At 70.1% G+C, this 25062-nt stretch carries 19 protein-coding genes and 1 pseudogene; 9 read left to right on the forward strand and 11 right to left on the reverse strand.

Annotated elements, in window-relative coordinates; genetic code table 11:
* Positions 1–26: 26 nt before the first annotated feature.
* The 6 genes and pseudogenes from A6F73_RS42630 to A6F73_RS31760 form a co-directional block, all read right to left on the reverse strand.
* Positions 27–557, reverse strand: a pseudogene (locus A6F73_RS42630) (SIS domain-containing protein); the annotation flags it as partial.
* Positions 558–611: 54 nt separating this feature from the next.
* Positions 612–1400 carry an ABC transporter permease gene (locus A6F73_RS31740; RefSeq protein WP_159398628.1) on the reverse strand — a complete coding sequence of 263 codons (789 nt, stop codon included), beginning with the start codon at positions 1398–1400 and terminating at the stop codon, positions 612–614.
* Positions 1393–2187 carry an ABC transporter permease gene (locus tag A6F73_RS31745; protein WP_159398629.1) on the reverse strand — a complete coding sequence of 265 codons (795 nt, stop codon included), beginning with the start codon at positions 2185–2187 and terminating at the stop codon, positions 1393–1395. The genes A6F73_RS31740 and A6F73_RS31745 overlap by 8 nt, the downstream gene beginning before the upstream one ends.
* Complete coding sequence (locus tag A6F73_RS31750) at positions 2180–3181, reverse strand: ABC transporter ATP-binding protein (RefSeq protein ID WP_279634963.1); 1002 nt, start codon at positions 3179–3181, stop codon at positions 2180–2182. The genes A6F73_RS31745 and A6F73_RS31750 overlap by 8 nt, the downstream gene beginning before the upstream one ends.
* Before the next feature lie 222 nt (positions 3182–3403).
* Entirely contained in the window at positions 3404–4759 is a 1356-nt protein-coding gene (locus tag A6F73_RS31755) for an AMP-binding protein (protein ID WP_159398630.1), read from the reverse strand.
* A gap of 728 nt (positions 4760–5487) precedes the next feature.
* Complete coding sequence (locus tag A6F73_RS31760) at positions 5488–6027, reverse strand: hypothetical protein (RefSeq protein ID WP_063351835.1); 540 nt, start codon at positions 6025–6027, stop codon at positions 5488–5490.
* Positions 6028–6331: 304 nt separating this feature from the next.
* Between A6F73_RS31760 and A6F73_RS31765 the strand changes: the two genes are divergently transcribed.
* The 3 genes from A6F73_RS31765 to A6F73_RS31775 all read left to right on the forward strand — a co-directional run bounded on the left by A6F73_RS31765 (position 6332) and on the right by A6F73_RS31775 (position 9428).
* The gene (locus A6F73_RS31765) at positions 6332–8101 is read left to right on the forward strand and encodes an MOSC and FAD-binding oxidoreductase domain-containing protein (RefSeq protein WP_063351836.1); all 1770 of its coding nucleotides are present in this window, start codon (positions 6332–6334) and stop codon (positions 8099–8101) included.
* A 165-nt stretch (positions 8102–8266) separates the two neighbouring features.
* Positions 8267–8962: a type 1 glutamine amidotransferase domain-containing protein gene (locus A6F73_RS31770; RefSeq protein WP_063351837.1), complete on the forward strand. Its 696-nt coding sequence runs from the start codon at positions 8267–8269 to the stop codon at positions 8960–8962.
* 85 nt (positions 8963–9047) lie between these two features.
* A complete protein-coding gene (locus tag A6F73_RS31775; protein WP_107453121.1) occupies positions 9048–9428 on the forward strand; it encodes a nuclear transport factor 2 family protein in 381 nt (126 codons plus the stop codon).
* Positions 9429–9623: 195 nt separating this feature from the next.
* Here the strand turns inward: A6F73_RS31775 and A6F73_RS31780 are convergent, their stop codons facing one another.
* The 3 genes from A6F73_RS31780 to A6F73_RS44205 all read right to left on the reverse strand — a co-directional run bounded on the left by A6F73_RS31780 (position 9624) and on the right by A6F73_RS44205 (position 14456).
* A complete protein-coding gene (locus A6F73_RS31780) occupies positions 9624–9842 on the reverse strand; it encodes a hypothetical protein (protein ID WP_063351839.1) in 219 nt (72 codons plus the stop codon).
* A gap of 262 nt (positions 9843–10104) precedes the next feature.
* Positions 10105–10482, reverse strand: coding sequence for a DUF4288 domain-containing protein (locus A6F73_RS31785; protein WP_063351840.1), 378 nt, complete (start codon positions 10480–10482; stop codon positions 10105–10107).
* A complete protein-coding gene (locus tag A6F73_RS44205; protein WP_079136431.1) occupies positions 10479–14456 on the reverse strand; it encodes a polymorphic toxin-type HINT domain-containing protein in 3978 nt (1325 codons plus the stop codon). The genes A6F73_RS31785 and A6F73_RS44205 overlap by 4 nt, the downstream gene beginning before the upstream one ends.
* Positions 14457–14958: 502 nt before the next feature.
* Between A6F73_RS44205 and A6F73_RS42635 the strand changes: the two genes are divergently transcribed.
* The 3 genes from A6F73_RS42635 (at position 14959) to A6F73_RS31805 (ending at position 18974) form a co-directional block, all read left to right on the forward strand.
* Positions 14959–15477, forward strand: a complete 519-nt coding sequence (locus A6F73_RS42635; protein ID WP_063351842.1) for a hypothetical protein — start codon at positions 14959–14961, stop codon at positions 15475–15477.
* Between the two features lie 89 nt (positions 15478–15566).
* Positions 15567–17381 (forward strand): trypsin-like serine protease, encoded by a 1815-nt coding sequence (locus A6F73_RS31800; RefSeq protein ID WP_063351843.1) that lies wholly within the window; start codon positions 15567–15569, stop codon positions 17379–17381.
* A 102-nt stretch (positions 17382–17483) separates the two neighbouring features.
* Entirely contained in the window at positions 17484–18974 is a 1491-nt protein-coding gene (locus tag A6F73_RS31805; protein WP_063351844.1) for a trypsin-like serine protease, read from the forward strand.
* A gap of 93 nt (positions 18975–19067) precedes the next feature.
* Here the strand turns inward: A6F73_RS31805 and A6F73_RS31810 are convergent, their stop codons facing one another.
* A complete protein-coding gene (locus A6F73_RS31810; protein WP_159398631.1) occupies positions 19068–19730 on the reverse strand; it encodes a hypothetical protein in 663 nt (220 codons plus the stop codon).
* A 325-nt stretch (positions 19731–20055) separates the two neighbouring features.
* Here A6F73_RS31810 and A6F73_RS31815 point away from each other — a divergent pair, with 325 nt between their 5' ends.
* On the forward strand, positions 20056–20448 hold the full coding sequence (locus A6F73_RS31815) for a ribosomal protein L7/L12 (RefSeq protein WP_063351846.1): 393 nt from the start codon (positions 20056–20058) through the stop codon (positions 20446–20448).
* A 398-nt stretch (positions 20449–20846) separates the two neighbouring features.
* Entirely contained in the window at positions 20847–21254 is a 408-nt protein-coding gene (locus tag A6F73_RS31820; protein WP_159398632.1) for a hypothetical protein, read from the forward strand.
* 84 nt (positions 21255–21338) lie between these two features.
* On the opposite strand, the gene A6F73_RS31825 is transcribed toward A6F73_RS31820, so the two are convergent.
* Positions 21339–23639, reverse strand: coding sequence for a hypothetical protein (locus tag A6F73_RS31825; protein ID WP_159398633.1), 2301 nt, complete (start codon positions 23637–23639; stop codon positions 21339–21341).
* 508 nt (positions 23640–24147) lie between these two features.
* On the opposite strand from A6F73_RS31825, the gene A6F73_RS40855 reads away from it, so the two are divergent.
* Positions 24148–24843, forward strand: coding sequence for a DUF4241 domain-containing protein (locus A6F73_RS40855; RefSeq protein WP_063351849.1), 696 nt, complete (start codon positions 24148–24150; stop codon positions 24841–24843).
* The last annotated feature ends 219 nt before the right edge of the window (positions 24844–25062 follow it).

Genomic DNA, 25062 nt, shown 5'->3' on the forward strand with positions numbered 1-25062 from the left:
CCGGTGAGGTGGGTGTCGATGCCGGCACACAGCAGGTGTACGGCGACCAGGTGGCATTCCTGGACGGTGGCGGCTTGGGCGGCGTCCACGGACACCGCCTCGTCGCTCACGTCGGAGAGGGGGTTCGGGCCGGGGCCGGTCAAGGCCCATACGGTGAGGCCTGCTTCCCGGCCGGCGCGGGCGGCGGCGAGCACGTTGGGACTGGTACCGGAGGTGGAGAGGAGGAGCAGGACGTCGCCAGGGCGCCCGTGTGCACGGACCTGCCGGGCGAAGACCTCCTCGGGCCCGTAGTCGTTGGCTATGGCGGTGACCGATGAGGAGTCGGCGTGCAGCGCAATCGCGGAGAGCGGGGCGCGCTCGGCGCGGAACCGGCCGACCAGTTCGGCCGTCAGGTGCTGGGCCTCGGCTGCTGACCCGCCGTTGCCCGCGACCAGCAGTCGCCTCCCGGCGGCCAGGGCGGGGGCGAGGATCCGACCCCAGCGGTCCAGGACATCGGTGTCGAGGTGGTGCAGCGCCTGGACGAGGGCGCGGATGTGTTCTTGGCCCGATGGAGCCATGAAGTGCCTCCGGAAGGGGAGTTGAGGGGGAGGACGCAGCCGGTGGGTGCGCGGTCACACCGACTCGGGTGCGGAGCCGTGACGGACACGTTGGGCCTGATACCGGAGGAGGACGCCGGTCAGGAGAAGCCACGACGCTGCTACGGCCACCTCGTGTGCCACCGCCCCCCATACCTGACCCGTCGTACCGATCCGCACCGCGTTCAGGCCGGCGCCCAGGGGTAGCGCCTGGCCGATCAGGTGAAGGATTCCGTCCGGATCAACAGGAACGACCACGCCGCCGCAGAGCAGTATGAGGTAGCCGACGAAATTGACGGCCATTCCCTCGTCCAGGCCGAGGAGAACGAGCGCGCAGCAGAGCATTCCTGTGCAGAGACAGCCCATCGTGGTGAGGAGAACGAGGGGATACGCAGCCGCGACGTCGGCCGTCGCGCGCCAGCCGAGCAAGGTGGGCCCAAGGACAACCAGGGCCACGAGTGACATGGCGAGCCCTTCGGCGACGTACACCCACGACCGCAGGAGCATGACGGCGAGCAGGGGGACGTTCCCGAGGCGCAGCCGGTACATGGTCCCTTGGGGGACTTCGGCGGTCACCACAGTGGACACGTGGCTGGTGACCGCTGCGACCGGAGCGAAGACGACGGCTCCGACGAACGCGTACGCACGTCCGGTGGCTCCCCCAGCGAGTTGCCCGAGGAGGGTGAAGAAGGCGACCTGGAAGACCGTCCGAATCGCCACGCTGGACGACGCCGCCAAGCCGGCTGAGGCGACCCGATAGTCCTTCCCCGAGAGACGGCAGATCCGCAGGCCGACGGTGAGCGCACTTCGGACGGATTCAGGCAAGCTCAAGGGTCCCCTTGACTCGGCCGCGCCGCAGCACAGCATTGAACGCGTACACCCCACAGGCGAGGTAGAGCACGGTCAGGATCAGCACGCCCGCCAGGTGAACGGAGGCAGGCGCCCGGCCGTGGGCGGCATCGTGCACCAGCTCGGCCAGATGGTGCAGGCTGACGGCCTGGGCCGGCCAGCGCAGCACCGGAGCGAGGAGATCCGGCGGGATGACGATGCCGCCGAGAACGAAGACCGGGTAGCCGAGGGCCTCGATGATGCGCAGCCCCGCTCGGGACAGAAGGACGACGCAGCTCAGGAGGAGCCCCATCGCTGCTGCGGAGGCGACGGCCGCGACAGTCACGAGTACGGCCGCCGACAGCCGGGGAAGCTGTGGGTGCAGCCCGAGGACGGGCACGGCGACAGCCACCGCGGCCAGCGTGCGCACCAGTCCCGCCGCAGCAACCCCGAGCGTCTTTCCGAGAAGGACGGACAGCAGGGAAACAGGGCGAACCAGCAGTGCCGCGAGGGTTCCCTGGGCCGCCTCACGGCGCAGTAGCGTTCCCGCGCCCCACAGGGTGGACGACCACAGGCCGATCATCACGCAACCGAACACGACCTCGGTCGCCTGTCCGGGGTCGATACTCGCGGTTCCCCGGGAGACTACGGCCAGGAGGACCACCGGCTGGATCACCGAGACGACCATCGCCGTTCTGACCCGGCCGGTCTCCCTGATCTGAAGGACGGCCGCGCGCCACACCGCCCACGCTTCCGTCCGCGCGGCACGCAGGGCGTCACCCACGATTCACGGCCAGTCGTCGTATCACGGCCTCGACACCGGGCGAGGCGACATCGATGTCCGTCACCGGATGCCGTCGTACGACCTCGGCCAGTCGGGCGAGCACGTCCGCGTCCCAGGCTCCGACCTGGAAGGCAAGTCTCCAGCCGTCCTTGTCCTGCTGGATCCGCACGGACGCGTTGGCCAGGAGTTCGGCAGCGTCACGCGGCGCGACGCCTGGGCCGGACAAGCTCACCTCCGCAGTGAAACCCGCCTGCCGCCGGAACTCGTTGACGGGCAGGTCGTGGGAGACCGAGCCGGATTCGAGCAGCACGACTCGGCCCGCCAGGCGGTCGATGTCGGTCGGGTAGTGGCTGGTGAGGAGCACCGCCGTGCCCGTGCCGGCGAGCCGCGCGACGGCCTCGCGGACCCGCTCCCCCTCCAGGAGGTCCAGGCCGATCGTCGGCTCGTCCAGCATGAGCAGGCACGGCTGGTTCAGCATTCCCACAGCCAGGTGGAGGCGTTGCCGCATGCCTTTGGAGAACGTCTCGACCCGGCTCTCGGCCCGTTCGGCGAGCCCGACCTCCTCCAGGGCCGCCAGCGAGCGGTCGCGCAGGTGGCGGTGCGGGCCGGACAGGCCGCCGAAGAACATGATGTTGTCCAAGGCCGAGAGCCGGGGGTACAACCCCCGGTCTCCGCCGAAGACGACACCGATGTGACGGCGTGCCCGGCGTGCCTGCCCGGCCAGGTCGGCACCGCAGACCGCGGCCCCTCCCGCTGACGGGAGGAGCAGCGTCGAGAGGATCTTCAAGAGCGTGGTCTTGCCCGCACCGTTGTCTCCGAGCAGTCCGACGATCTCCCCGGCACGCACCGTGAAACTGACGCCACGCAGCGCCTCGACGGGCGGGGTTCCGGGAAATGCCCTGCGAAGGTTCTCCACTCGCAGGACTTCCCCGTCCGGCTGACACGGCCTCACGACAACCCCATTACACGTCACCTCGTGGTATCTCGGATTCATCACATGCGCCCGTCCACGATCCCCGGGCCGGCGTGGTACCGGCCCGGGGGTGGAATCCGGCTTCCGCGCGCGGGTCGCCGGGCGACCGGCTAGATCACGCCGTCGGCACGAAAGAACTGCTGGATCTGCGCGATGCGCTCCTCCTTGGTCATGTTGGTCACCTCCTCTCGGAATCGGACAACGGGCCTCCCCTGTCACTGCTGTCGCCTTCGTTGCCCAGGCTCAGAGCCTGCCCGGGCTGTCGGCGACGTCGGGGAGGAAGCTCACGAAGTCGACGTCCTTGCGCCGGCCGGTGCTGTGGAAGTCGCCGTCGTCGACTTCCCGCACCCGGCACCGGACGTCCGTGCCGAGGACGTCCGCGAGACTGCGGGTCAGCTCCGTCGCGTCCGCAGCGGTGAACGCAGGAGCGGGCGAGACCAGCACGGACACGGAGAAGTCGGTCTCCTGCACGACTTGGTAGCGGCGGACCGGGTGGCGGCGGACAGCCCGGACGGCCCAGAGCACGGGGACCGCCGTCCCGTCCGGCCGGCGAAGCTCCCCCGGGTTCCGCCCCTCCACCAAGTCCATCACCTTGTGCGGGAGGCCACACGCGCACGGCGCCCCTGCCAGCGAGCCGAAGTCCCCCGTCCGGTAGCGGATGAGGGGCATCGCCAGATTGGTCAGATCGGTGATCACGACCTCCCCGACGCTGCCCTCCGGCACCGGCACACCATCGTCGTCGACGACCTCCAGCCACAGCCGCTCCGACTCGATGTGGTAGGAGCCCAGCGCACACTGCACCGCGATGGTGCCGACTTCCTTCATCGCGTACATGTCGGTCACCGTCAGCCCGAAGAAGTCCGCGAGTGCCTCCCGAGCGGCGGGGACGAGAAGCTCCCCGCACGACACGACGGACCGCACCGACGGCAGGCGGCCGCCGTGCTGCCCCAGCAGCCCCATGAAGTCCATGAGGTTACGCGGAGACCCCGTCAGCACGTCGGGGCGGAAGCCCCTCGCCCGGTCGGCGAACCCGGCACGGTCGGGTGCCGTGCGTCCGGCCGTGCCGAACTGCGCAACGCGCGCGAACCCCATCCCGGGAGAGGTGTACTCGAACCAGTGGTCGAGTCGCGCGAGACACGGCATCAGCACCTTTCGGTCGAACACCAACCCCGCTCGCTCGTTCCGGACGAGCGCGGTGGCCCACTCGTGGACGAACGCGTCGTCATGGCGGATCATCCGCAACGGCACACCACTGGTCCCCGACGTTTCCAGGACCCTGCACACCGCCGGGTCGATGTCGTCGTCGCAGTGGTCGATCATGCCCTCGGCAAGCTGACGCTTGCCCACCAACGGGAAGGCGGACAGTACCCGCCACGGATCCGCCCCGCCGTCGACCGTGATCCCGGTCCGCCGGTACGCCGGGACCGCATCGACGGCGTGCCGGAGCACCGCTGTCAGCCGCTCGCGCTGCATCTCCCTGATCCGTCCGGGCCGCTGCGCGAGCTCGGAGTACAGCGTGCGCTCCCCGTAGATCTGCGGAAAGAGCAGTCCCTCATGAACCATCTGCGAGTGCCAGTGCCGCTCGTTCTCTGTTCCCACCAACGGATCGAATTGCCGCCGCACAGTCCCACTCCACCATTTCATGTCAATCGGAAGAGTCCGAAGAGTCGTCTCCCGCTACTCCTCAGAGACATTCAGCCGTCGCTGCCCGGGACCCCCTACGCCCAACCAGCGTGGCGTCACCCCATGCCCCGGCTGCCCCACCGGTCTCACCGCCTCCGGGCGCTTTCCGGCCGGGCGTCGCCAGAGGCTGGCGCGCAGCGTCATGTCGAGTCATCTCATTCGGGCTTCCAGGCTGATCGCACAAGGTTCTTCGAGCGGCTTGTGCCGCCACCCTGGACTACGGCCGAAGGGCCGGTTCCGGCTCACCTGAACCGCTCCTGGCGGGACGGAGCCGGTTCAACGGGTGGCACCAGCGACACAGAGCGGCCGACTCGGCACTGTGGCAGAGCGGGCTCCGGGCACGTTCACTCGGATCCCGGACCACACGGGGCAGCAGGTGCTGCCAGCAGTGCGGACCCCGATGCCCCATCGCCTCGGCCAGCAGCCGGCAGTTCACGTCCTCCGGCTCCATCAGTAGGCCCTGGGCCGTCTCCCGGTACGTCCCGCCCCCGGCGGGAGGTAGCCGACCACCCGGCCTAACAGGCCCTCGAACCGACCCAGACACGGCCCACGCGCTACCGTGACGGCGGCCACCGCTTTCTGATCCTGGGTCACGCCTCGCCGACCAACGCCAGTGCCAGCGTCAGTACCAGCCGGATCGCGAACTACAGCTGTCGTGAGAACACGGAAGCCCTGCTCAGCAGCCAGAAAGCGCTGCTCGTGCCGAGGCCGTAGGCGAGGTGGGCGGTCAGATCATCGCCCAGCGTCTTGGCGTCGTACCTCCAGATGGGTTTGTAGAGTCCCGCGATCGGAAGCACCACGTATCCGCTGAGCCACACGAGCGCACCGTACGGGAGCCCGTACAGGACGTGGGGCTTGCGCAGCGAGGCGCTGGCGACGCCGTAGAAGGCCGCGTTGCCCACTCCGTAGGACCAGTGCATCAACGTGCTGACGGGGAACGCCGCGCTGTCCGGCAGCTCGCGCCGGGTGAAGGCCTCGACCAGGCGCTTTCCGACCTGCCCGGGATCCGGCGCCTCCCGCCAGGTGCGGACCGGGGCGAACTCCCAGTGCAGGGCGTCGCGTTCGCCGCCGGCCCGGCGCTGGCGCAGGAACCGCGCGGCGTCCATGCAGACGGTGCCGACCACTCCCGCCGCCAGGCCCGCACCGACAGCGCCGAGCGGGGTCAGCTGCTTGCGAGTGCGCATAGGTCGATCGCTCCCGATCCCTGTTCTTTCAGAAGCCGGCGCTCTGGCCGCCGTCGAAGTGCAGGATCTCGCCGGTGACGAACGAGGCCTGTTCGAGGTGCATGATCGTCGAGATTCATGACCGCCTCGCCGACGGCGGCGTACCCGCGCCTGCGGTACGCGCGCGGCGACGACACCCACCGGTTTTCACTCTACTCGGCGCCGAGCCCCGGCGCCGAGTAGAGCTCTTCGGGTGCGGTCGGCGGCCGACCGTACGACGCTGGAGGCAGGCACCGGCCTGTCGAGCGCGGGAGGAGCACAGGTCATGGCCGTTCTGATCGCCGTGAACGTCGGCATGCCCAAGGACGTCCCCTGGCAGGGCAGGACCACCCGCACCGGCATCTGGAAGCACCCCGTCGCCGGTCCCGTGATGGCGCGCCGGCTCAACCTGGACGGCGACGGGCAGGGTGACCTCGCCGGGCACGGCGGCGAGCAACGAGCCGTGCTGGTCTACCAGTTGAGCTCCTACCGCCACTGGCAGGAGCACCTGGAGCGGGACGACTTCACGTACGGCCAGTTCGGCGAGAACCTCACCGTGGACGGACTCGCCGACGACGAGGTGTGCATCGGTGACCGCTACGGGATCGGCGGTGCGGTCTTCGAGGTCACCCAACCCCGCGTGACGTGCTACCGCGTGGGGTTGCGGCTCGGCGAGCCGCAGATGGCCGCCCTGCTGGTGTCCCATCGCCGCCCGGGCTTCTACATGCGGGTGCTGACCGAAGGGCCGGTGCGGGCCGGCGACGAGATCGTGAAGATCGCCTCGGGCCCCGAGGAGATGACCGTCGCGGAGATCGACGCGCTGCTCTACCTGCCCGGCCACGCCCGGCCACAGCTCGAACGGGCCCTGCGCATCACCGCGTTGAGCCCCGGCTGGAAGACGTCGCTGCGAGCCCTGCTCGACGACGCGGACCGCGGCCCCGGCGCCGCGGGTGGAAACCGCGGGCTGACCACCAGCAGCCCGCCGCCGGCCTGGCCCGGGTTCCGTCGGCTCGAAGCCGCCCGCATCGAACCGGAGAGCGCGGACATCTTCTCGCTCACTCTGGCAGCGGTCGACGGCGAACCGCTCCCCGCCGCCCTGCCGGGGCAGTTCCTCACGGTCCGCCTGCGGCCGGACCCACAGGCCTCCCCGGTCATCCGCAACTACTCGCTCTCCGGCCGACCGGGCGCCGAGACGTACCGCATCAGTGTCAAGCAGGAGCCGAACGGCGTCGCCAGCACCTACCTGCGCCAGCACGTGAAGGTGGGTGACGTCCTCGATGTCGCCGCTCCGCGCGGCACGTTCCTGCTCGCGGACGCGGACACTCCGGTCCTGCTACTGTCCGCCGGTGTCGGCGCCACCCCGGTCCTGGCCATGCTGCACGCCCTGGCCGCGGAGCACTCGCAGCGCGCGGTGTGGTGGCTGCACGCGGCCCGGGACGGCGAGAACCACCCGTTCGCCGGCGAAGTACGCGCACTGCTCTCCCAACTGCCCGCAAGCCGGTCGTTCGTCTCCTACAGCCGCCCGTCCGGCGTCGACCGCCCAGGTGTCGACTACACGGTCAGCGGGCGGTTCAGTCCCGAACGGATCCGCGGCCTGAAGCCGCCTCCGGACGCCGACGCCTACATCTGCGGGCCGAGCGCGTTCATGCGGGACATGACCGGAGCCCTTCAGGCCTGCGGCCTGCCGCCCTCCCGGATCCACACCGAGGTCTTCGGGGCCACGTCCGCCATCACCCCCGGTGTGGTGACCGGACCCGCCCGGGCACCGCACCAGCCGGCCGCTCCTCCCGGCGGCCGCCCGGGGCCGTCCGTGGCCTTCGCGCGCAGCGGGCTGATCGTCCCCTGGCACCCTGACTACGGGACGCTGCTCGGACTCGCCGAGGCGTGCGACGTGCCCGTCCGCTGGTCCTGCCGCACCGGAATCTGCCACACCTGCGAGACCGCGCTCCTTTCCGGCCACGTCGACTACGCCCCGCAGCCCCTGGAGCCCCCCGCCACGGGAAGCGCGCTCATCTGCTGCTCGACGCCCCCGGCCGACGTGGTCCTCGACATGTGACCGGATGTGTCCGTAGCCGGGGGCGCCACCGTCGGCGGCGCGATACGTGTGCCAGAGCGCCGACGGAGCACCGGTTGCGCGCGGTCGGCGCAGCTGCCTAGCGTGGTTGCGTGGGGCATCCCGCCGAACCCGCTCCTGGCATGCGTCCGAGAGGGGATTTCTGCCATGGCAAAAGTGCTTTTCATCGTCAGCGGAGCCACCTACTGGGTGTTGAAGGACGGCACGCGGCACGCGACCGGCTACTGGGCCGAGGAGTTCGCGAACCCGTACAAGATCCTCACGGACGCCGGTCACGAGGTCGTCGTCGCGACGCCCAGCGGTGTGACGCCGACCGTCGACATGATGAGCCTGCGCCCCGAGATGGTCGGCGGAAACGACAGCGCCCTGGAACTGGAGGCCATCATCCGTTCCGCGGAGGTGCTGCGTCGACCGCTGCAGCTGTCGGACGTGCGCCTGGAGGACTACGACGCGGTCTACCTGCCGGGCGGTCACGGTCCGATGGCGGACCTGGCGTGGGACGCCGACGTGGGGCGGCTGCTGACCCGGCAACTGGCCTCGGGCAAGCCGCTGTTCATCGTCTGCCACGGTCCCGCCGCGATGCTGGCCACCAGGATCCACGGCGAGTCGCCGTTCAAGGGCTACCACATCACCTGCTTCACCGACGAGGAGGAGGACGGCGTCGGACTCGCCTCCAGGGTGCCGTGGCTGCTGGAGACCGACGTGAAGGCGAAGGTCGGGGTCGACTTCAGCCGCGGTCCGGTCTGGGAGCCTTACATGGTCGAGGACCGCAACCTGGTGACCGGACAGAACCCGGCCTCGGCCGCGGTCCTCGGGAACCGGATGCTGGAGATCCTCAAGTGACCAGCCCTGGAGCGATCCCGCCCAGACACGCGCCCGCGTCGCAGGACGTCGGGCACGTGGTGTTCCGAGCGAAAGGGCCATAACGGTGGAAGCGACGGTTGCCCGGGCCCTGCTGGACCGGCACTGGGCCGCATCGAACAGCGGTGACGCGGACGCGGAACACGACATCTACGCCGACGACGTCATCGTCGAGTACCCGCAGTCCGGCGAGATCATCCGCGGCAGGAGCAACATCCAGGCACTGCGCACCCAACATCCCGCGGTCCGGACCTTCACCGTGCGCAGGATCCTCGGAGCCGGCGACCTCTGGGTCACCGAATTCGTGCTCACCTATGACGGCAAACCCACCCAGACGGTGAGCATCATGGAGTTCTCGGCAGGGCGGGTGGTGCGGGAGACGCAGTACTTCGCGGACCCGTTCGACCCGCCGGCCTGGCGATCGCAGTGGGTCGAACCCGGGGAGTGATCCGCCATTGGTCTGTGGCCGCGACTTTGAACACATCCGAACTCGCCGAGCGCGCCGAGGCAGTGGCGGGCAACGTGGGCAGCCCCCCCTCGGCGACGACCACAGTCAGCGCCTCGTTGGGGCAGACGGTGGCCAGTTGCTCCGTTGCCTCCCGCTCCGCGATGTCCTTGTCCGCCTCGGTAAATACCGTGCGAGTCACAGCGGCTGCCGCCAGTTGCGGTAGGCGTGCGGGGGCTCGGCGAAGCCTCTGTCGCTGAACGGGTTCGGCAGCGTGCCACCGAGTGTGCCGAGGAGGAAATCGCCGAAGCCCGCCTCGAATCGGACCCAGCGTTCCCCCTCGTAACGGGGCTGGCGCTTGAAAACGACGACATCCCAGCTGTCCGGTTCCTGGCTGTCGCAGAGCCAGGAGACCACGTCGCCATTGGCGCTGCCCGTGACCGGAAGAAGCCTCCCTTCCTCCTCCGAGTCCTCCGAAGCTGTGCCGGTAGGGGCCGTCGGCTCCTCGCTCGGGTCGAGGGTCTCCGCTTTCCCGCTGCATCGGGTGGTTGCTCGGGCCCGTGGACATCGCGGACGTGGCGCACAGGATCAGACGAAGACCGTGTCCACGTCCGACACACTCCCGGACGAACGACCCCGTTCGAGACATCATTCGAGGCCGGACCACGAAGAACAAGCTTCAGAGAGTGTTCCAGGGTTTGGACTTTTCCGGATGGAACTCCTGGTCCCACGTGTACGGGGAGGGCTCGATTTCGTCCGACCAGAGGCAGGCGACCTCGATGCCGTCCTCGATCTCGTCCAATTGATCGATCGCCTCGATCTCAACCATGGCGATCCGGGTCATCCCTCCGGCCCCGTTGGGGTACACCTGTTCCTCGCGCCGGCCGATCTCCAGGGCGCGCGGGTGGGCGCTCTCGTAGCTGTCCGCGATGAATAGGTAGACGGACGTCCGCAGGAGCAGCGACTCGCTACTGGTGGCCAGGTGAGCGAATCTGACGCGGCAGGAGAACCAGGAATCCGATTGGCCGGCGACCGGTCCGATGACGGGTGGGTTCAATTGCATTTTCCCCTGTAGTTGCTGTTTCTGTCGAACCGCTCAGTGACCAGCAGCTTCCTGGCCTGCGAGTCCTTGTCTGTCATCGCCTGCTTGAGGGCATCTGCCACCGTCATGTTCAGGTACTTCTGCCCGATCTCGCTCCGGACGCGGCCCTGCCGGAACTTCGCGATGTAGTCCGCGACCGTCATCGTCCGGTTCCGGACGGCCGGGTTGTCCGCTGGGAGCTTGACCTGCCTGGCGAACTTCTTGTCGTCCGCACTCGGCTCGCCGTCCGCGTTGTGGACGAGAACCGGGGTGCTGCCTGCCAGCACATAGTAGGTGTGGATCTCGTCGACGGTCAGGTTGTACGCCGCCTGGACGGTACTCCAGTGCCGGACGCCGGAGATCCGGACCTGTTGTCCCCGGTCGTTGCGCAGCGAGTCGCCGGTCTCGAGCAGTGCGGCGTCGGTCCAGGTCTTGCGGTTCTCCGACCAGAACGGGTGGTGGTCGGTGGCGGTCACGGTGGTGACCTGACCGGTGCCGTCCACGACCGCCAGTTCGGTGAAGTCGCGGTCATCCGGGGTGTAGATGGTGGCCTTGACCGCGTGGGCTACCGTGCGTCCGAGATCCGGGTCGGTGGCCAGGACCTGGTCGCCTACCCTCACCCGTTCGATCGGCCGGGTCGTTCCGTCCGCCATCAGCACACGGGTGCCGGCCGGGAAACTGTTCCTTCTGAGCAGGCAGGTACCGGGGATCTTGGAGAAGAGCTTCTCCAAGAAGTCCATGACCTTCTTGCCGCCGGGTACCTTCTCGGCCCATTTGGCGAGCTTGGCGACCTCGGCGGCATCCCCGGCCAGCGGGATGGCGCTGGTGCAGGCCAGGATTGCGTTCTCGACGTCCTTCTGCAGGGCGTAGATGCCGCAGTTGGCCAGCGCTGCCGGGGTACCCACGCCGGGGGCCATCGAGACGAGGTCCAGCAGGCCGTGGGTGATGTCGAAGGCGAGGTCCTTCAGCCATCCTGAGCTGTCGTCATCGGCCTGCTTGCGGAGTTCGGCCTCCAAAGCGGCGATGTCGTCCTTTTGCTCCTGCTCGTTGTAGGCCTTGATCTCGGCGTCGGCGGCGGCGGCCTCGGCAGCCTGCCGGGCCGCTTCCTTCTCCGCGGTGTCCTTCGCCGTGTAGGTCAGGAAGGCGTTGATCGCAGCCTGGGCGGCCTTCTCCGCATCCTGCCCGGCCGCCTGGGCGTCGGCCTGGGCCTGGGCGGCCGCCGCGTAGGCGCCCTGTGCGGAGGAGTTCGCCATGTCGGCCGAGACCTGGGCTCGCTGTGCCGAGTACGCGGCGGACGCGGCGGAGTGCCGGGCCGAGGTCTCGGCGGCCGTGGCGGTCTTGGCTGATTCGGCAGCCTTCTGCGCGCTGGCGGCGGCTGCGGCGGCCTTGGTGCGGGCGTCGGCCGCGTAGCCGGCGGCCTGGTCGGCGGCGGCCTTGGCCTGTTCTGAGGCGGTTTTGGCGTCGCCGGCCGCGTCCCGGGCGACGGCGGCGGCCTGGACGGCTTCGGCGGCGCTCTGCTGGGCGTAGGCCGTGACGGCCGATGCCTCGACGATCATCCGCTGGATCTCAGCCTGGTAGGTCGCAGCCAGGGCGTCCTTGCGCGCGGCGGTGTACTGTCCGGTGGCGATGAACGCGCGCAGGACCCCGGGCGGCCCTTCGAGCGCTACCTGGGCGGCGGCCTTGACCTCTTTGCCGCCGGACTGGAGCAGAGCTGCAGCCTTGACCTGGTTGTCGGAGAGCTGAGCCTGGTAGCGGCCGTTGTTGAGGAAATCGCGGAGGGCGTTGGCGTTTCCGTTCAGCGCGGCGCGTCCGGCTGCCTGGACGCCGGGGCCGCCCTCGCTGACGATGTTGGCGACGCTGACCTGAAAGTCCGGGACGGCAGCCTGGTATTGACCAGTGGTCAAGAAGAGGCCGACCGCGTTCGCGTCGCCCTTGAGGGCCTCGGTCGCTGCGGCGCGCACGGCCGGTAGTTCGGAGCCGATGGCGAGGCTGGACACCCGGGCTCGGTCGTCGAGGGCAATCGCCTGGCTCCGTGCGGTGCGCACGAAGTCCAGCACGGCCGTGTCATCGCCGGACAGCGCGACCTCTGCGGCGGCGTTCTCCCATGGGCCAGCGATCTTGATCGACATGACGGCGAGCTTGCGCCCGTCGGTGGCGATGCCCGCGGTGTCCGGGTTGGGCCGGGTGAGCGCGGTGGCGAGGCGGTCGGCGTCGTCCTTGACGCGGCGCAGTTGCTGGACGGCCTCGCCGATCGCGGTCTGGTTGTCGTCGTAGGCGGCCTTGGCGGTACGCGCCTTCTCCACTGCGGTGGCGGTCCGGGCCGTACGGTCCTCGTCCTCGGCGCGCTGGGCGAGGTCATGGACCTGGTTGGCCTTGTCGACGGCGTTCTTGGCCGCCTGGGCGGCCGTCACCGCGGCGTCGGCGTGGGCCTTCGCCCGCTCGGCGGCCTGCGCAGCCTCTCCCGCGTGCTGGGCCGCGTCCCGGGCAGCGGCTGCGGCGTTGCGGGCGTGGGTAGCCGCCGAGTCTGCGAGGGCCTTGGCGGCGGCAGCTGCCTGCGCGGCCTCACCGGCCAGCGACCTGGCGGCGGTCGCGGCGCGGGTCGCCTCCTGAGCCTGGCGGCGGGTCGCGGCGGCGGCGGCCTTGGCCCGCGCCGATTGGGCGCTCGCCGCGGAGGCGAAGCCGCCGGCCTGGTCTGCCGACTCTGCGGCCGCCGCAGCGTTGCCGCCCGCGCTGATCGCGGAATCGGCGGCCTGCTGGCTGGCGGCGGCAGCGGCGTTGGCCTGGGTGAGCGAGCCCGCGGCCGTGGCAGCCTCGTTCGCCGCGGTCTCGGCCGCCGTAGCGGCCCGCGCGGCGAGGTCCGCATTGGAACGGTCCAACGCCGCGCCGGCTGCCGCGCTGCGGGCGGCGGTCGCGGCCTGCGCCGCGCCTGCGGCTGCGTAGGCCGCCTGGGAAGCCGCACTGGCGGCCGTCCGGGCAGAGTTGGTCGCGCTGCGGGCGGCCTTCACCGCCCTCTGAGCGGCCTCCGCGGCCCGGCCAGCGGCGTCGGCCGCGCGTCCGGCCGCCGCTCCCGCAGCGTTTGTGTCGTTGCGGGCGGCCTCGGTCTCGGCCGCCGCCTTCGCGGCCGACTCCTTAGCCAGCTGCGAGGCCGCCACCGCCTGCGCGGAGGACTCCTTCGCAGCCTCGGTCTCGCGCACCGCCTGTGCGGAGGCGTCCTTGGCCTGCTGCGTCAACTGCGCGATGGTGGCGCGCTCGGCGTCCCGGGCCTGGGCCACGTGCACGCCCACGGTGAGGAACTCGCGTACGTCGTCGATCGAGCCGTTGATGGCCAGGCGCGCGGCCGCCTGGGTGTTGGGGCCGCCGTCGCTGAGGATCTGGACGAGCTTGACCCGGTCATCGGCCTCGCGTGCGGAGTACTGGCCCTCGTTGAGGAACAGTTGCACGTCGTCGGCCGTGCCGTTCAGCGCTGTCTTCGCGGCCGCCTGCACGCCCGCCCCGGCACCGTTCATCAGCGAGGCGGCCTTCACCTGCTGATCGGCCTTCAGCGGCTCCTGCCAGCCACCCTCCAGGAAGGTGCGCAGCTCGTCCGGCGTGCCGACCAGCGCCTTGCGCGCCGCCTCCCGCACGGCCGCCCCGCCCAGCGTGAAGATCTGCGCGGCGCTGACCTGGTCGTCCTGCACCTGGGCAGCCGACCGACCGTTGTTCAGGAAGTTCTGTACGGCCCCGCCGTCCGAGCTGGTGAGCGCCGTCTCGGCCGCGGCCTTGACCGCCGGACCGCCGTCCTTCCAAAACGCCACCACCCGGGCGCGGTCCGTCAGCGGCACCGGCTGCCCGTCGCCGTCGGCCGCCGAGGCGGGGTTCGTCCCCAGCAGCCCCGCGACGAGGGCCAGCGGCAACATCCCCAGCCACACCCGGCTCATGCCCGCCAGTACTCGGCGTCGCCTTCTGCGCATGGCATAACCACCCCACCCCTGCGTCACGAGAAAACCCCCCGGATCTCACTCAGGCCTCGTTCGAGCACGGCCTGGCTATTGGCATTACGTGAAAGAAGAGCACGAATTCATGGGCCCGGTCCACCCCTGGCAGAAATATTTCGAGCGGCCGGAACCAGGGTCCGAAAATGGAGTTCCCCGCTCCAGTCCCCGAGCCGATGACAGGAGTTCCGGATTCACAGAACCGGGGCCCCTGCTCCTGGTGGGACGGGTGAGGTAGGCGGCCAAACCTTGCCGGACATCGGGCCTTATGGGGCGCCATGCACGGATTTCCACACGTGTCGGCGATATTCAGGGTCGAGGCACAATAGTGACCCTTGACTTTCCCTTGATGATCCCCTCAGGGTGGACGGTGCGTTCTTCGCGTCCCGGCGCCCTGAGTTTCCAGACGAAAACGGACGCATCCTCGATACTTTTGGCATCTGCAGATCTGTCTGCATGATCAGCCCAGAAAGGGAATCGGATGAGCCGCCGCACGCTCAGCCGGCTGACGGCTGCCGCTTTTGCCGTCGCTGTCACCTTCACCGCCGTGGCCGCCGCCTCGGCCGACTCCTCCTCCGCCACCCGGCCCGCCGCCGCCCCGGCTGCCGCGGCCGCCGACCCGACCCCGCCGCCAGCGGTCGAGGACTTCAGCTACCCGGGCGCCAGCCCCTTCCCGAGCCTGAAGCTCCTGCGAGGAGACGGCCACATCCTCCTCGCCGACTGCAACACCGCCACCCAGATCCAGCTCTGGAGCCGGGCCGTCCCCAACCCGGCCGGCGGTCCCTCAGTCTGCTTCCGGGTGAACGGCACCGTCGGCCAGCTCACCCTCGAACTGCCGCAGACGTTCCTCATCCAGACCAACGACCGCGCGGTTCGCGCCAACCTCACCGCCGACGGCGTCGCCCAGACCGTGGACATCCCCAAGGGCGGGATCACCGGCGTCGGCGAGGGCGCCGGCCAGAAGTCGACCATGCTCGTCGAACTCCGCGTCACCGGCTGACCCCGCGCCCGTCGGGCCACTGCCGAGCGGGCACCGACCCGTTACAGAGTCACCCACCGGTCGCAACGGCAACGAAGGAACGTCATCCCATGTTTCGCTCACGCTCACGTACCGCCTGGACGACCGGGGCCGTCACGGCCGCCGCCCTGACGGGTGCCCTGCTCACCGGCACGCCCGCGCCCGCCGTCAGCGGTGACACCCCGCCGACCGGCTCCTACGCGTTCACCGCAAGGATCGACATCGGCAACGGCACACGCGCCTGCTCCGGCGCCCTGATCGACCCGTACTGGATCATCACCGCCGCCTCCTGCTTCGCCGACAACCCCGCCCAACCGGCAACCGTCCCCGCCGGCCCACCCGCACTCAAGACCACCGCCACCATCGGCCGCACCGACCCCACCACCACGGGCCAGGTCCGCGACGTCGCCGAACTCGTCCCCCGCACCGACCGCGACCTGGTCATGCTCCGCCTGGCCAACCCCGTCACCGACATCACCCCACTCGCCCTGTCCACCACCGCCCCCACCGCCGGTGAGGAACTCCGGGTGGCGGGCTACGGCCGCACCAAGACCGAGTGGGTGCCCGACCAGCTCCACAGCGCCGCCTTCACCGTCGGCGCCGTCGACCCGACCGGCCTCGCCATCACCGCCAAGTCCCCCGCGGACGCCGCCGTCTGCAAGGGCGACACCGGCGGCCCCGCACTACGACCGGTCGGCGACCACTACGAACTCGCCGCCCTCAACAGCCGATCCTGGCAGAACGGCTGCCTTGGCTCCACCGAAACCACCCACACCGGCGCCTACGACACCCGCACCGACGACCTCGCCACCTGGATCCAACAGACCACCTCAGCATGGTCCGCTGTGATGGCCAGTCGGACCGGGGGCCGCAACACCGTCTACAACCCGGACACCAAGACCGCAGAGATCTTCACGCTGACCACCGACGGCACCATGACCAACGCCCACTACAACACCGACGGCAAAGACTGGTCCGGCTGGTTCACGATCGGCGCCGGGGGGCACTTCACGGGCACTCCCGCCGTCGTCTATAACCCGGTCACCAATGCCGTTGAGCTCTTCGCGATCGGTACGGACCGATCGCTGTACCGCACCACCTGGACCCGTGCCACCGGTTGGGGGTCCTGGACGATGACCGGCGACTGGAAGTTCACCGACAGCCCCACCACCGTCTACAACCCGGACACCAAGACCGCAGAGGTCTTCGCCCTGACCGTCGACGGCACCATGGCCCACATCTACAACACCAACGGCGCAGGCTGGTCCACCTGGTCACTCATCGGCGCCGGGGGGCACTTCACGGGCACTCCCGCCGTCGTCTACAACCCGGTCACCAATGCCGTTGAGCTCTTCGCGATCGGTACGGACCGATCGCTGTACCGCACCACCTGGACCCGTGCCACCGGTTGGGGATCCTGGACGATGACCGGCGACTGGAAGTTCACCGACAGCCCCACCACCGTCTACAACCCGGACACCAAGACCGCAGAGGTCTTCGCCCTGACCGTCGACGGCACCATGGCCCACATCTACAACACCAACGGCGCAGGCTGGTCCACCTGGTCACTCATCGGCCCCAGCGACTGGAAGTTCGCCGGTACCCCCGCAGTCCTGTACAACCCGATCACCAACGCCCTCGAACTCTTCGCGACCGGCACGGACCGATCGCTGTACCGCACCACCTGGACCCGAACCAAAGGCTGGGAAGCCTGGACGATGACCGGCGGCTGGAAGTTCAGCGGCAGCCCCACCACCGTCTACAACCCGGACACCAAGACCGCAGAGGTCTTCGCCCGCATCACCGGCCTCATGGCCCACGCATCCAACGCCAACGGCGCAGGCTGGTCCGACTGGTCCATCATGGTCCGCCGGGCACCCAAGTGACCGTAGCCGACCACCCGAGGGCCCTGTACCCCTCAGCCCGTGTCCGCAGTTCCTCGACCGTCGAGGCTCACACGCCGTCAAGGCCGGCAGGGGGAGATCCTGATGTTTCGCTCACGCTCACGTACTGTCTGGACGACCGGGGCCGTCACCGCCGCCGTCCTCACCAGTGCCCTGCTCACCGGCACGCCCGCGCCCGCCGTCAGCGGTGACATCGCGCCGACCGGCTCCTACGCGTTCACCGCCAAGATCGACATCGGCGATGGCAGACGCGCCTGCAGCGGCGCCCTGATCGACCCGTTCTGGGTCGTCACCGCCGCCTCCTGCTTCGCCGACAACCCCGACCAGCCGACGGCCCTGCCCGCCGGCGCGCCCGCACTCAAGACCACCGTCACCCTCGGCCGCACCGACCCCACCACCACGGGCCAGGTCCGCGACGTAGCCGAACTCGTCCCCCGCACCGACCGCGACCTCGTGCTGGCCCGGCTCGCCGCCCCCGTCACCGACATCACTCCCCTGTCCGTCGCCACCGGGGCACCCGTCCAGGGTGAAACCCTGCACGTCGTCGGCTACGGCCGGACCCGGACGGAATGGGTGCCCGACAAACTCCACGGCGCGACCTTCGGCGTGAACGCGGTCACCGCCACCGGCATCGCCATCACGGGCGTCGCACCGGCCGGCGCGACCGTCTGCAAGGGCGACACCGGAGGCCCCGCCGATCGCGAGACGGGCGGCACCGTCCAACTCGTCGCCGTCAGCAGCACCTCCTGGCAGAAGGGCTGCCTCGGCAGCACCGAAACCGCCCGCGACGGCGCCGTGAGCACTCGCACCGACGACCTCGTCGACTGGATCAAGTTCGTCCGGTCCGGCACGATGCCGCCCCAGGCACCCGGCGTCCTACGCTGGTTCCTCTCCGACTCCGCCCAGTCGGATCTCTCCACCCGGGCGACGTTCGACTTCGGGAGGAGCCCGATGCTGCCGCTGACGGGCAACTGGGACGGCATCGGCGGGGACACCCCCGGCGCCTACGACCCCACCACCGCCCACTTCTACCTGACGAACTCGCTCGACGGTGGCCCCAGCAGCACCGACTTCGGGTTCGGAAATCCGGGCGACGTCCCCGTGGTCGGCCGGTGGGACGGCGGACGCACCAGCGAGATCGGGATCTACCGCCCCAGCACAGGCGCGTTCCACCTGCGCCACCACGACGGCACCGTGACGTCCTTCAGGCTCGGCGACGGCGGCAACTGGAAGCCGATCGCCGGAGACTGGACACACAAGGGCTTCGACACCCCGGGGCTGTTCAACCCCGACACCGCCACCTTCTACCTCGTGAACTCCATCCACGACGGCGAGGCCGACATCACGTTCAGGTTCGGTGACCGGGGGGACACACCCATCGCCGGAGACTGGAACGGCAGCGGCACCACCCAGGTCGGCGTCTACCACGCCGCCGGCAGTGTCTTCCGCTTCCGCGGCGCCGCCGCCGACGGATCCACCACCCTCGTCTCCTACGGCGACAGCGGGTTCCCGGTCACGGGAGACTGGAGCGGCAACGGCAGGTCGACCCAGGGCATCGTCGTCCCCGGCCGCTGAACCACCTCCACCCCGGCCAGCAGCACCTCCTGGCCGCCAAAGGTGGGTCACCGGGTGCGGGTGACCCACCTCATCTCGCCGTGCGATGCGGGACTACAGCTCGCCGGCTTGGTGCCCTGAGCCGAGCCCCATGGTGTTCTTGCTGAGCTCTCCGCCGATGCACTTGGGCAGGTAGGTGTGTCCGATGACGGTCACCATGGCCTCCTGGATGCGGCGGACGGACATCATCGGCTCTGTCCGCAAACGCTCAACGTCCTTTGCGAGGGCGTCCAGACAGCTGCGGTAACGGCCTTGATCGATGATCGGTTTCTTGAGCCCCGCCAAGGCGCTTTGGAAGGTGTTCCAGTCTTCGTGCGGCTGGCGGAGCTCCACCACTTCGTCGTTGACCTCCACCAGCCAATTCGCCTCGATCGCCAGGTAGCGGCACAGGTTCGCGGCCTCGATATCGAGTCCCACCGCGCTGGCGAGTTCCTCCTCGCCGAAGCGAACGTGGTGATTGTCCGGAGTCCAGTCGGAGGCGTTCACGTCAAGGCGGGACGCCAGCTCGTACAGCAGCACCTTGACCTTCTGGGGCAGATCGGCGTCCCACAGTGCGTCGATGTAGTCCTCACGGCGATCTGCGTTCGGCAGCGACGAGCTGTCGCTCATGTCGTGGGCGTTCTCCTGGTGGCGCTCCCGCGCGGTGCTCTGGTAGCCCCGGCCTGTTTCCTTCATGCGGCGTCGTACTTCCTTCTTGCGTGCGTGGTCCTTGGGCACTGCTCACTCGTCTCACACCGGCCCCGTGATCCGACGCGCAGAGCGAATCGGGGTCACAAAGTCCGGCGAGGATGCGGAGCACCTTCGGGCTTCGCTGCTCTTCGTTCACGGGCCGAGAGAGCACAGCCGGGACCGTCGCCGCACGATCCGGATAGCACAACGAGGCAGAGCTCGCCACGTCACGCAATCAGCTACGGCACGGCGTACCGGGTACGGCCGGGTGTCGGGGTCTGACGGCGCGGCCGGTGTGGAAAACCTGTGGCCGGGCGCGGGCACGGGCGGTTGACTGGCACCGGACACGACACTGACCGACCAAGGGGGGTTCGTGGAGGATCCGCAGTTCACGATCGTGGTGAGCGGTGGCTCGCCTGGCGGGGCGACGGCCCTGAAGGCGGTACGCGCGGTCACCGGCCTGAGTCTGTGGCACAGCAAGCGGCTCCTGGACAGCGCACCCGCCACCGTACGGGAAGACGTTCCGTTCGAGATCGCCGCCCCCGCAGCCCGCCAGCTGCGCCGGGCCGGCGTGCCCGCCTCCGTCCGGTGCGACTGGTGCCGGCGCACCCTGCCCGACGACGGTACCCCCGTCGACCCCGGGCCCTGTACCTCCTGGGCCTGGCCCACCGCCCACTGCCAGGCCAACTCCCTCACCACCTGCGACTGCGGCTACTGCACCGCCTACGGCCCCCTTCCCGGGCACACCGCCCACCACGGCACCTGAGCTCCCTGTCACCTGTACACAGGCCAGGCACATCGGGGCGGCGGCGGCCTGCGGTCCTCGCTGTCGCAGGGCGACGAGACGGGGTGGGGGTGGGGGTGGGGGTGGGTGCCAGGCCGGATTGCGAGGCCGCCGGGCTATCTGGCGGCGGCCTCGCGGGCGGAGGACGGGTCCAGCGGCGCCGCAGAGGTCAGGTGGAGTGACTCCGCGACCTGAGTCAACTTCCTTGCCAGTTGGTATTGATGATGTATGGTCAGGTCAGTTTTGCAGGTCACGACGGTGACGCTGCCGGTGGTGCCGGTCCCGGCGTATCACCCCGGGATGGACTCCGGGATCGACCGCCGTCTGACCGGTCCGTCGTCGACGGTGTGACACCGGTGATCGGCATTGGGAGGGGCATCATGAACGGCAGGATCGTGACTCTGCTCGGCGTACCCGTACTGCTCGCGGGGGCGGTGCTCGCAGCGGCCCCGGCGCACGCCGGCACCGGGGTGCGGGTCGACGGCGCGACCGTTTCCGGTGGCGCCTCGGCGACGGTGAACGTCACCGTCGCGTACTCCTGCGACGCCGGCGATTTCGTCGCGTCCGCGACCGTGACCGCCGAGGACCGTACGTCCGGCGCCCTTGGCTACGCACGTTTCACCCCGAACTGCACGGGCACGAATGTCCAAGTGACCGTCCCGGTCACAACTTTGAACCAGAGCCGCTACGCCGCGGGTGACACGGCGGCCGTGCGGGCCTCACTTCTCGACGCGACCGATACCGAGGTGGTCGGGAGCATCACCCGGCTCACCGTCGGCACCGCGTAGCCGGGCCGGCTGCGGGCGGCGGCCCGCACGGGCCGGGGAGCGCTCGTGCGGGCCGCCGCCGCGGTACGAGATGCGCGGTGCGGGCTACTTCTTGGCCGGTGCCTTCGGGACGGCGTTGTACGGGTTGTGGTGGTGGTCGCCGATGTGCAGCTGCTCCTCCGGCGCGCCGGCGAGCTTGGGCAGGACGTGGGTGCCGGTCGGGTCGGTGATGACGATGGCATCGCCGTCGCGGCGCACGTCGTGCGGGGAGCCCTTGGCGTAGGAGGCGAGCTCCGCGCCCGGGCCGGTGGGGGTCGAGTCGGCCACCGTACCGAACACGTTCGTGGGCAGCGTGAGTGCGGTAGCCGTCGCGCCGAGCGTGGTGTTCGCGGACTGCTCGCCGCCGTACGCGGCGCCGAAGGTGGCGCCGCCGGTGACGGTGGTGACGGTGGTGCCGGCGGGCACGGTGACCGGCACGGCGGTGCCGGAGGTCCCCTGGAGGGTGACCACGCCGCCCTGGACGTAGCCGGTGGCCGAGCCCGCGTTCTGGGCCTGCTGCCAGCCGGCCTGCTGCTGGAGGACCGTCCCGGAGTCGGTGAGGGTCTGGTTGACCACCGGGGTGTCCGCGGTGAACCAGGTGCGGTAGGTGGACAGGATGCCGGTGAGGGTCTGCAGGGCCAGCTTGTCGTCGGTCAGGTTGGACTGGTGCATGAAGAAGGGCCGCGGGTCGTTGGACAGCACGTACCCGAGGGTGATCCTGACCTGCAGCGGCAGGACGTAGCTCGACCAGGCGGTGTTCGGGTCCAGCGGTGCGATGCAGGTCGTGGTGGCGGGGTTGGCCTCGCAGTTGCCGCTTCCGCCGTTCGCCTTGGAGGTGTAGAGCCAGTTGTACTCGCTCACCTCGTCGGCCTGGGTGGAGACGTTGTAGAACACGTTGACCGGGTGGCGCGGGGTGCCGAGTGCGGAGGCGATCTGACGCTGCCCGCTCTCGCGGGAGGCGTCGACGCCGAGCCACTGGATGTTGTTTGCGCTCAGCGCGGCCAGGAAGTTCGGGTTGTCGGCGGGCTGCTGCGGCAGCATCACGGTGCCGGAGTGTTCGCCCGCGACCAGCTCGTTCGGCCGGAACGGGAGGCCGTTGGCCTGGGCGAACTGGATGTTCTGGGTGATCTGGGAGCTGATGGTGGCCTGGTCGACGTATTCGATGACGCCCGAGGCATCGGTCTGGCACCGCCAGGGGATCACCGAGAAGTCCTGCACGCAGCCCAGGAACGGGTGGTCGTAGGTGTGGTTGACCCACCGGAAGCTGTTCTTGTTCGCCAGCAGCGCGTCGCTCAGCGGGTCGTCGCCGCCCTGCTCCTGCTGGTACTCGACACCCGGGCCCGCGTTGAACAGGAAGTCCAGGGTGTAGCCGTTCTGCTGCTGCCAGTTCACCGTGTCGGTGACGTCGGAGGCGGCCATCCGGATGGGCGTGGTGTCCGGTACGCCGGCGGCGCAGTCGCCTTCGCCCGGGGTGCACTTGCCGCTCTGGCTCCAACGGGAGTTGGCGTTGAACAGGTCGTCGACGTGTGCCGAGAAGTAGTTGCGCCAGTAGCCCAGGTGGACACCCCGCGTCACCCAGTCGACGATCCCGTGCGCGAGCAGCCGGAACTGCTGCTGGTCGTAGTTGTACGCGAAGGTGAGGACCAACTGCTGGCGGCCGCTGCTGGTGTAGACGCCCGCGAGCACGCCCTGCGTCGAGGTGCCGGGCACCGTCTCGGTGAGGAACGGTTCGAAGTGCGAGCCGGTGGCCGGGTTGTCGGGCACCGGCGTGGCCAGCGCGCCGTACGAGCCGCTGCCGCCCGCGGTGCCCTCGAACGGCACCGGGCCGTTGAGGTAGCGGAAGGCGTCGGCCCGGGCGGAGGAGGACGCGGTGGCGGTGGTCGCGTCGAGCGAACCGGTCCACGCGGGCGTGCTCAGACCGGTGTTGGTGCCCGGCCACACGTAGGAGTCGACCTGTCGGACGTGGTAGGCCTGCTCGTAGCCGGTGAGGGCGGAGAGTTCGGCGGTGGAGAGCCGGCTCGGCGCGTCGTTGGGCAGGACGACGCCCTCGAAGTGGCCGTGCGGTGTGCCGTCGGCCAGGGCGTCGGCGAGGAAGGACGCCGTGAGGGTGGCGCGGTTGCTGCTGGTGAGGTCGACCACGGTGGTCGGCACGCCCTCGGAGACCAGTTGCTTGTGGATACCCTCGACCCACGGGTTGCCGTCGGTGACGACGAGGACGTTCAGGTCGACCCGGGAGGTCCCGGCCGCGGCCGGGACGACCGTACCGAGGGATATCACCGCGCCGGCCACGACCAGCGCGATCAGCGGCAACGCGCGGAACGGCGTCCGGCCCGCGCGCGGGGCAGGACGGGGTTTCAGGAGTCTCATGGCGCCCACCCTGGCGCAGCGGGCGGTCGCTACGGCCGCGTTCCGACAGACCTTGACCGATCGATGGCGGGGTTTTTGGAAACGGTTCTCGTTTCGGAAGCCTCCCCGTAACCGGCCTGCGCGCCCGTGCCCCTGCGGCCCGGTCAGAACCGGCCGCGCCGGGCGGGCTTCAGCCCGGCCCCGAAACGGCCGGCGGCTTCGAGGCGTTCCATCAGGGCCGCCATCTGGCACCGGACGGTGCGGACCGACACACCCCAGGCACTCCGACCGGCCCGGGCGGCCTTCTCCCGCGGCTCCGGCAACGCATCCGCCTGGTCGCCGATCGAGCCCCGGCACGTCCAGCACAGGCGCAGCGCGGCATTCGCCGCACGAACGGCCGGGGAAGGACGCCTCGCGGCCGCCGACCCCGGGCCACCCCACGCGCAGGCCGCGGCACCGGGGGTTGTCTGCGGCGGTGCGTATCGTCCGGGGCAACAGGTGCCACAGGAGTGAGAAGGAAGGGGCGGGAATGGACGAGGTCAGGCCGGAGACGCGGGAGTACCTCGACGGACTGTTCATACCGGGCCTGCGGATCGGCGGCGACCCGCACACCCCGTACAGCTGGATCGAGATCGCCGAGGTGCAGGAGGTCACCGCAATCCGGCTGCCGAGCGGCCGGTTGGTCGTGGACTCGCCCTGGATCACCGGGCCGCCGCGCGAGCTCGCGTTCCGCATCCCGCCCGGCGAGTACCCGGTGGACGTCTCCTGGGCCAACTGGCCCCACCTCTCCGACGGCTACTACACCGAACATCGGGAGTGCGCCGCAACACGCCTGCGCGTGCGCGACGAGCCGGTGGTCACGTGGGAGCTCGCCCTCGGCGTGGGCGAGGACCCGGCCCTGCGCGCTGCCGGCGCGGGATTCGCGGCGGAGGACGCAATGGGCTGCTTCGCCGACACCACCGCCTGGCAACCGCTGACCGAACCCTTCCGCCGCTACCTGGCCGACGTGACCGCCGCCGGATTCGGCGGCCCGCCGGTCGGGCGGGGCACCGAAGACCTCTGCGAGGGCTACTTCGAGCTCGCCCGCGACGAGGGATGCCGGGCCGACCTGCTGGCCTTCGGTGTCCCGGAAGGCTGGGGCCAGGTCTGGGCGGGCCGTGCGCGCGACGGCGAGATCGCGGTGGTCGTCGTCCCGGGCCCGGTGCCCACCAGCCCGTGGGACTGAGAGGGCCTGGTGAGAGCCAGCCCGGCCCTGCCGCCGCGTCGAGGTCTTTTACCGACCAGCGCGACTCCGGGCCACGCATAGCCGATGGCCGGACGGAGGCGACCTGACGGCAGGCCCCCGCCGCCGCTCTGCCGGCCGCGGAGGCCCAGCCCGTCGGCTACTCGGGCAGGGGCCGCATGCTCACCCGCTACTGCCGTCCTTGAGGATCGGGCAGAACAC

The sequence above is a fragment of the Streptomyces sp. MJM8645 genome (genome assembly GCF_001625365.1).
Lineage (GTDB): Bacteria > Actinomycetota > Actinomycetes > Streptomycetales > Streptomycetaceae > Kitasatospora.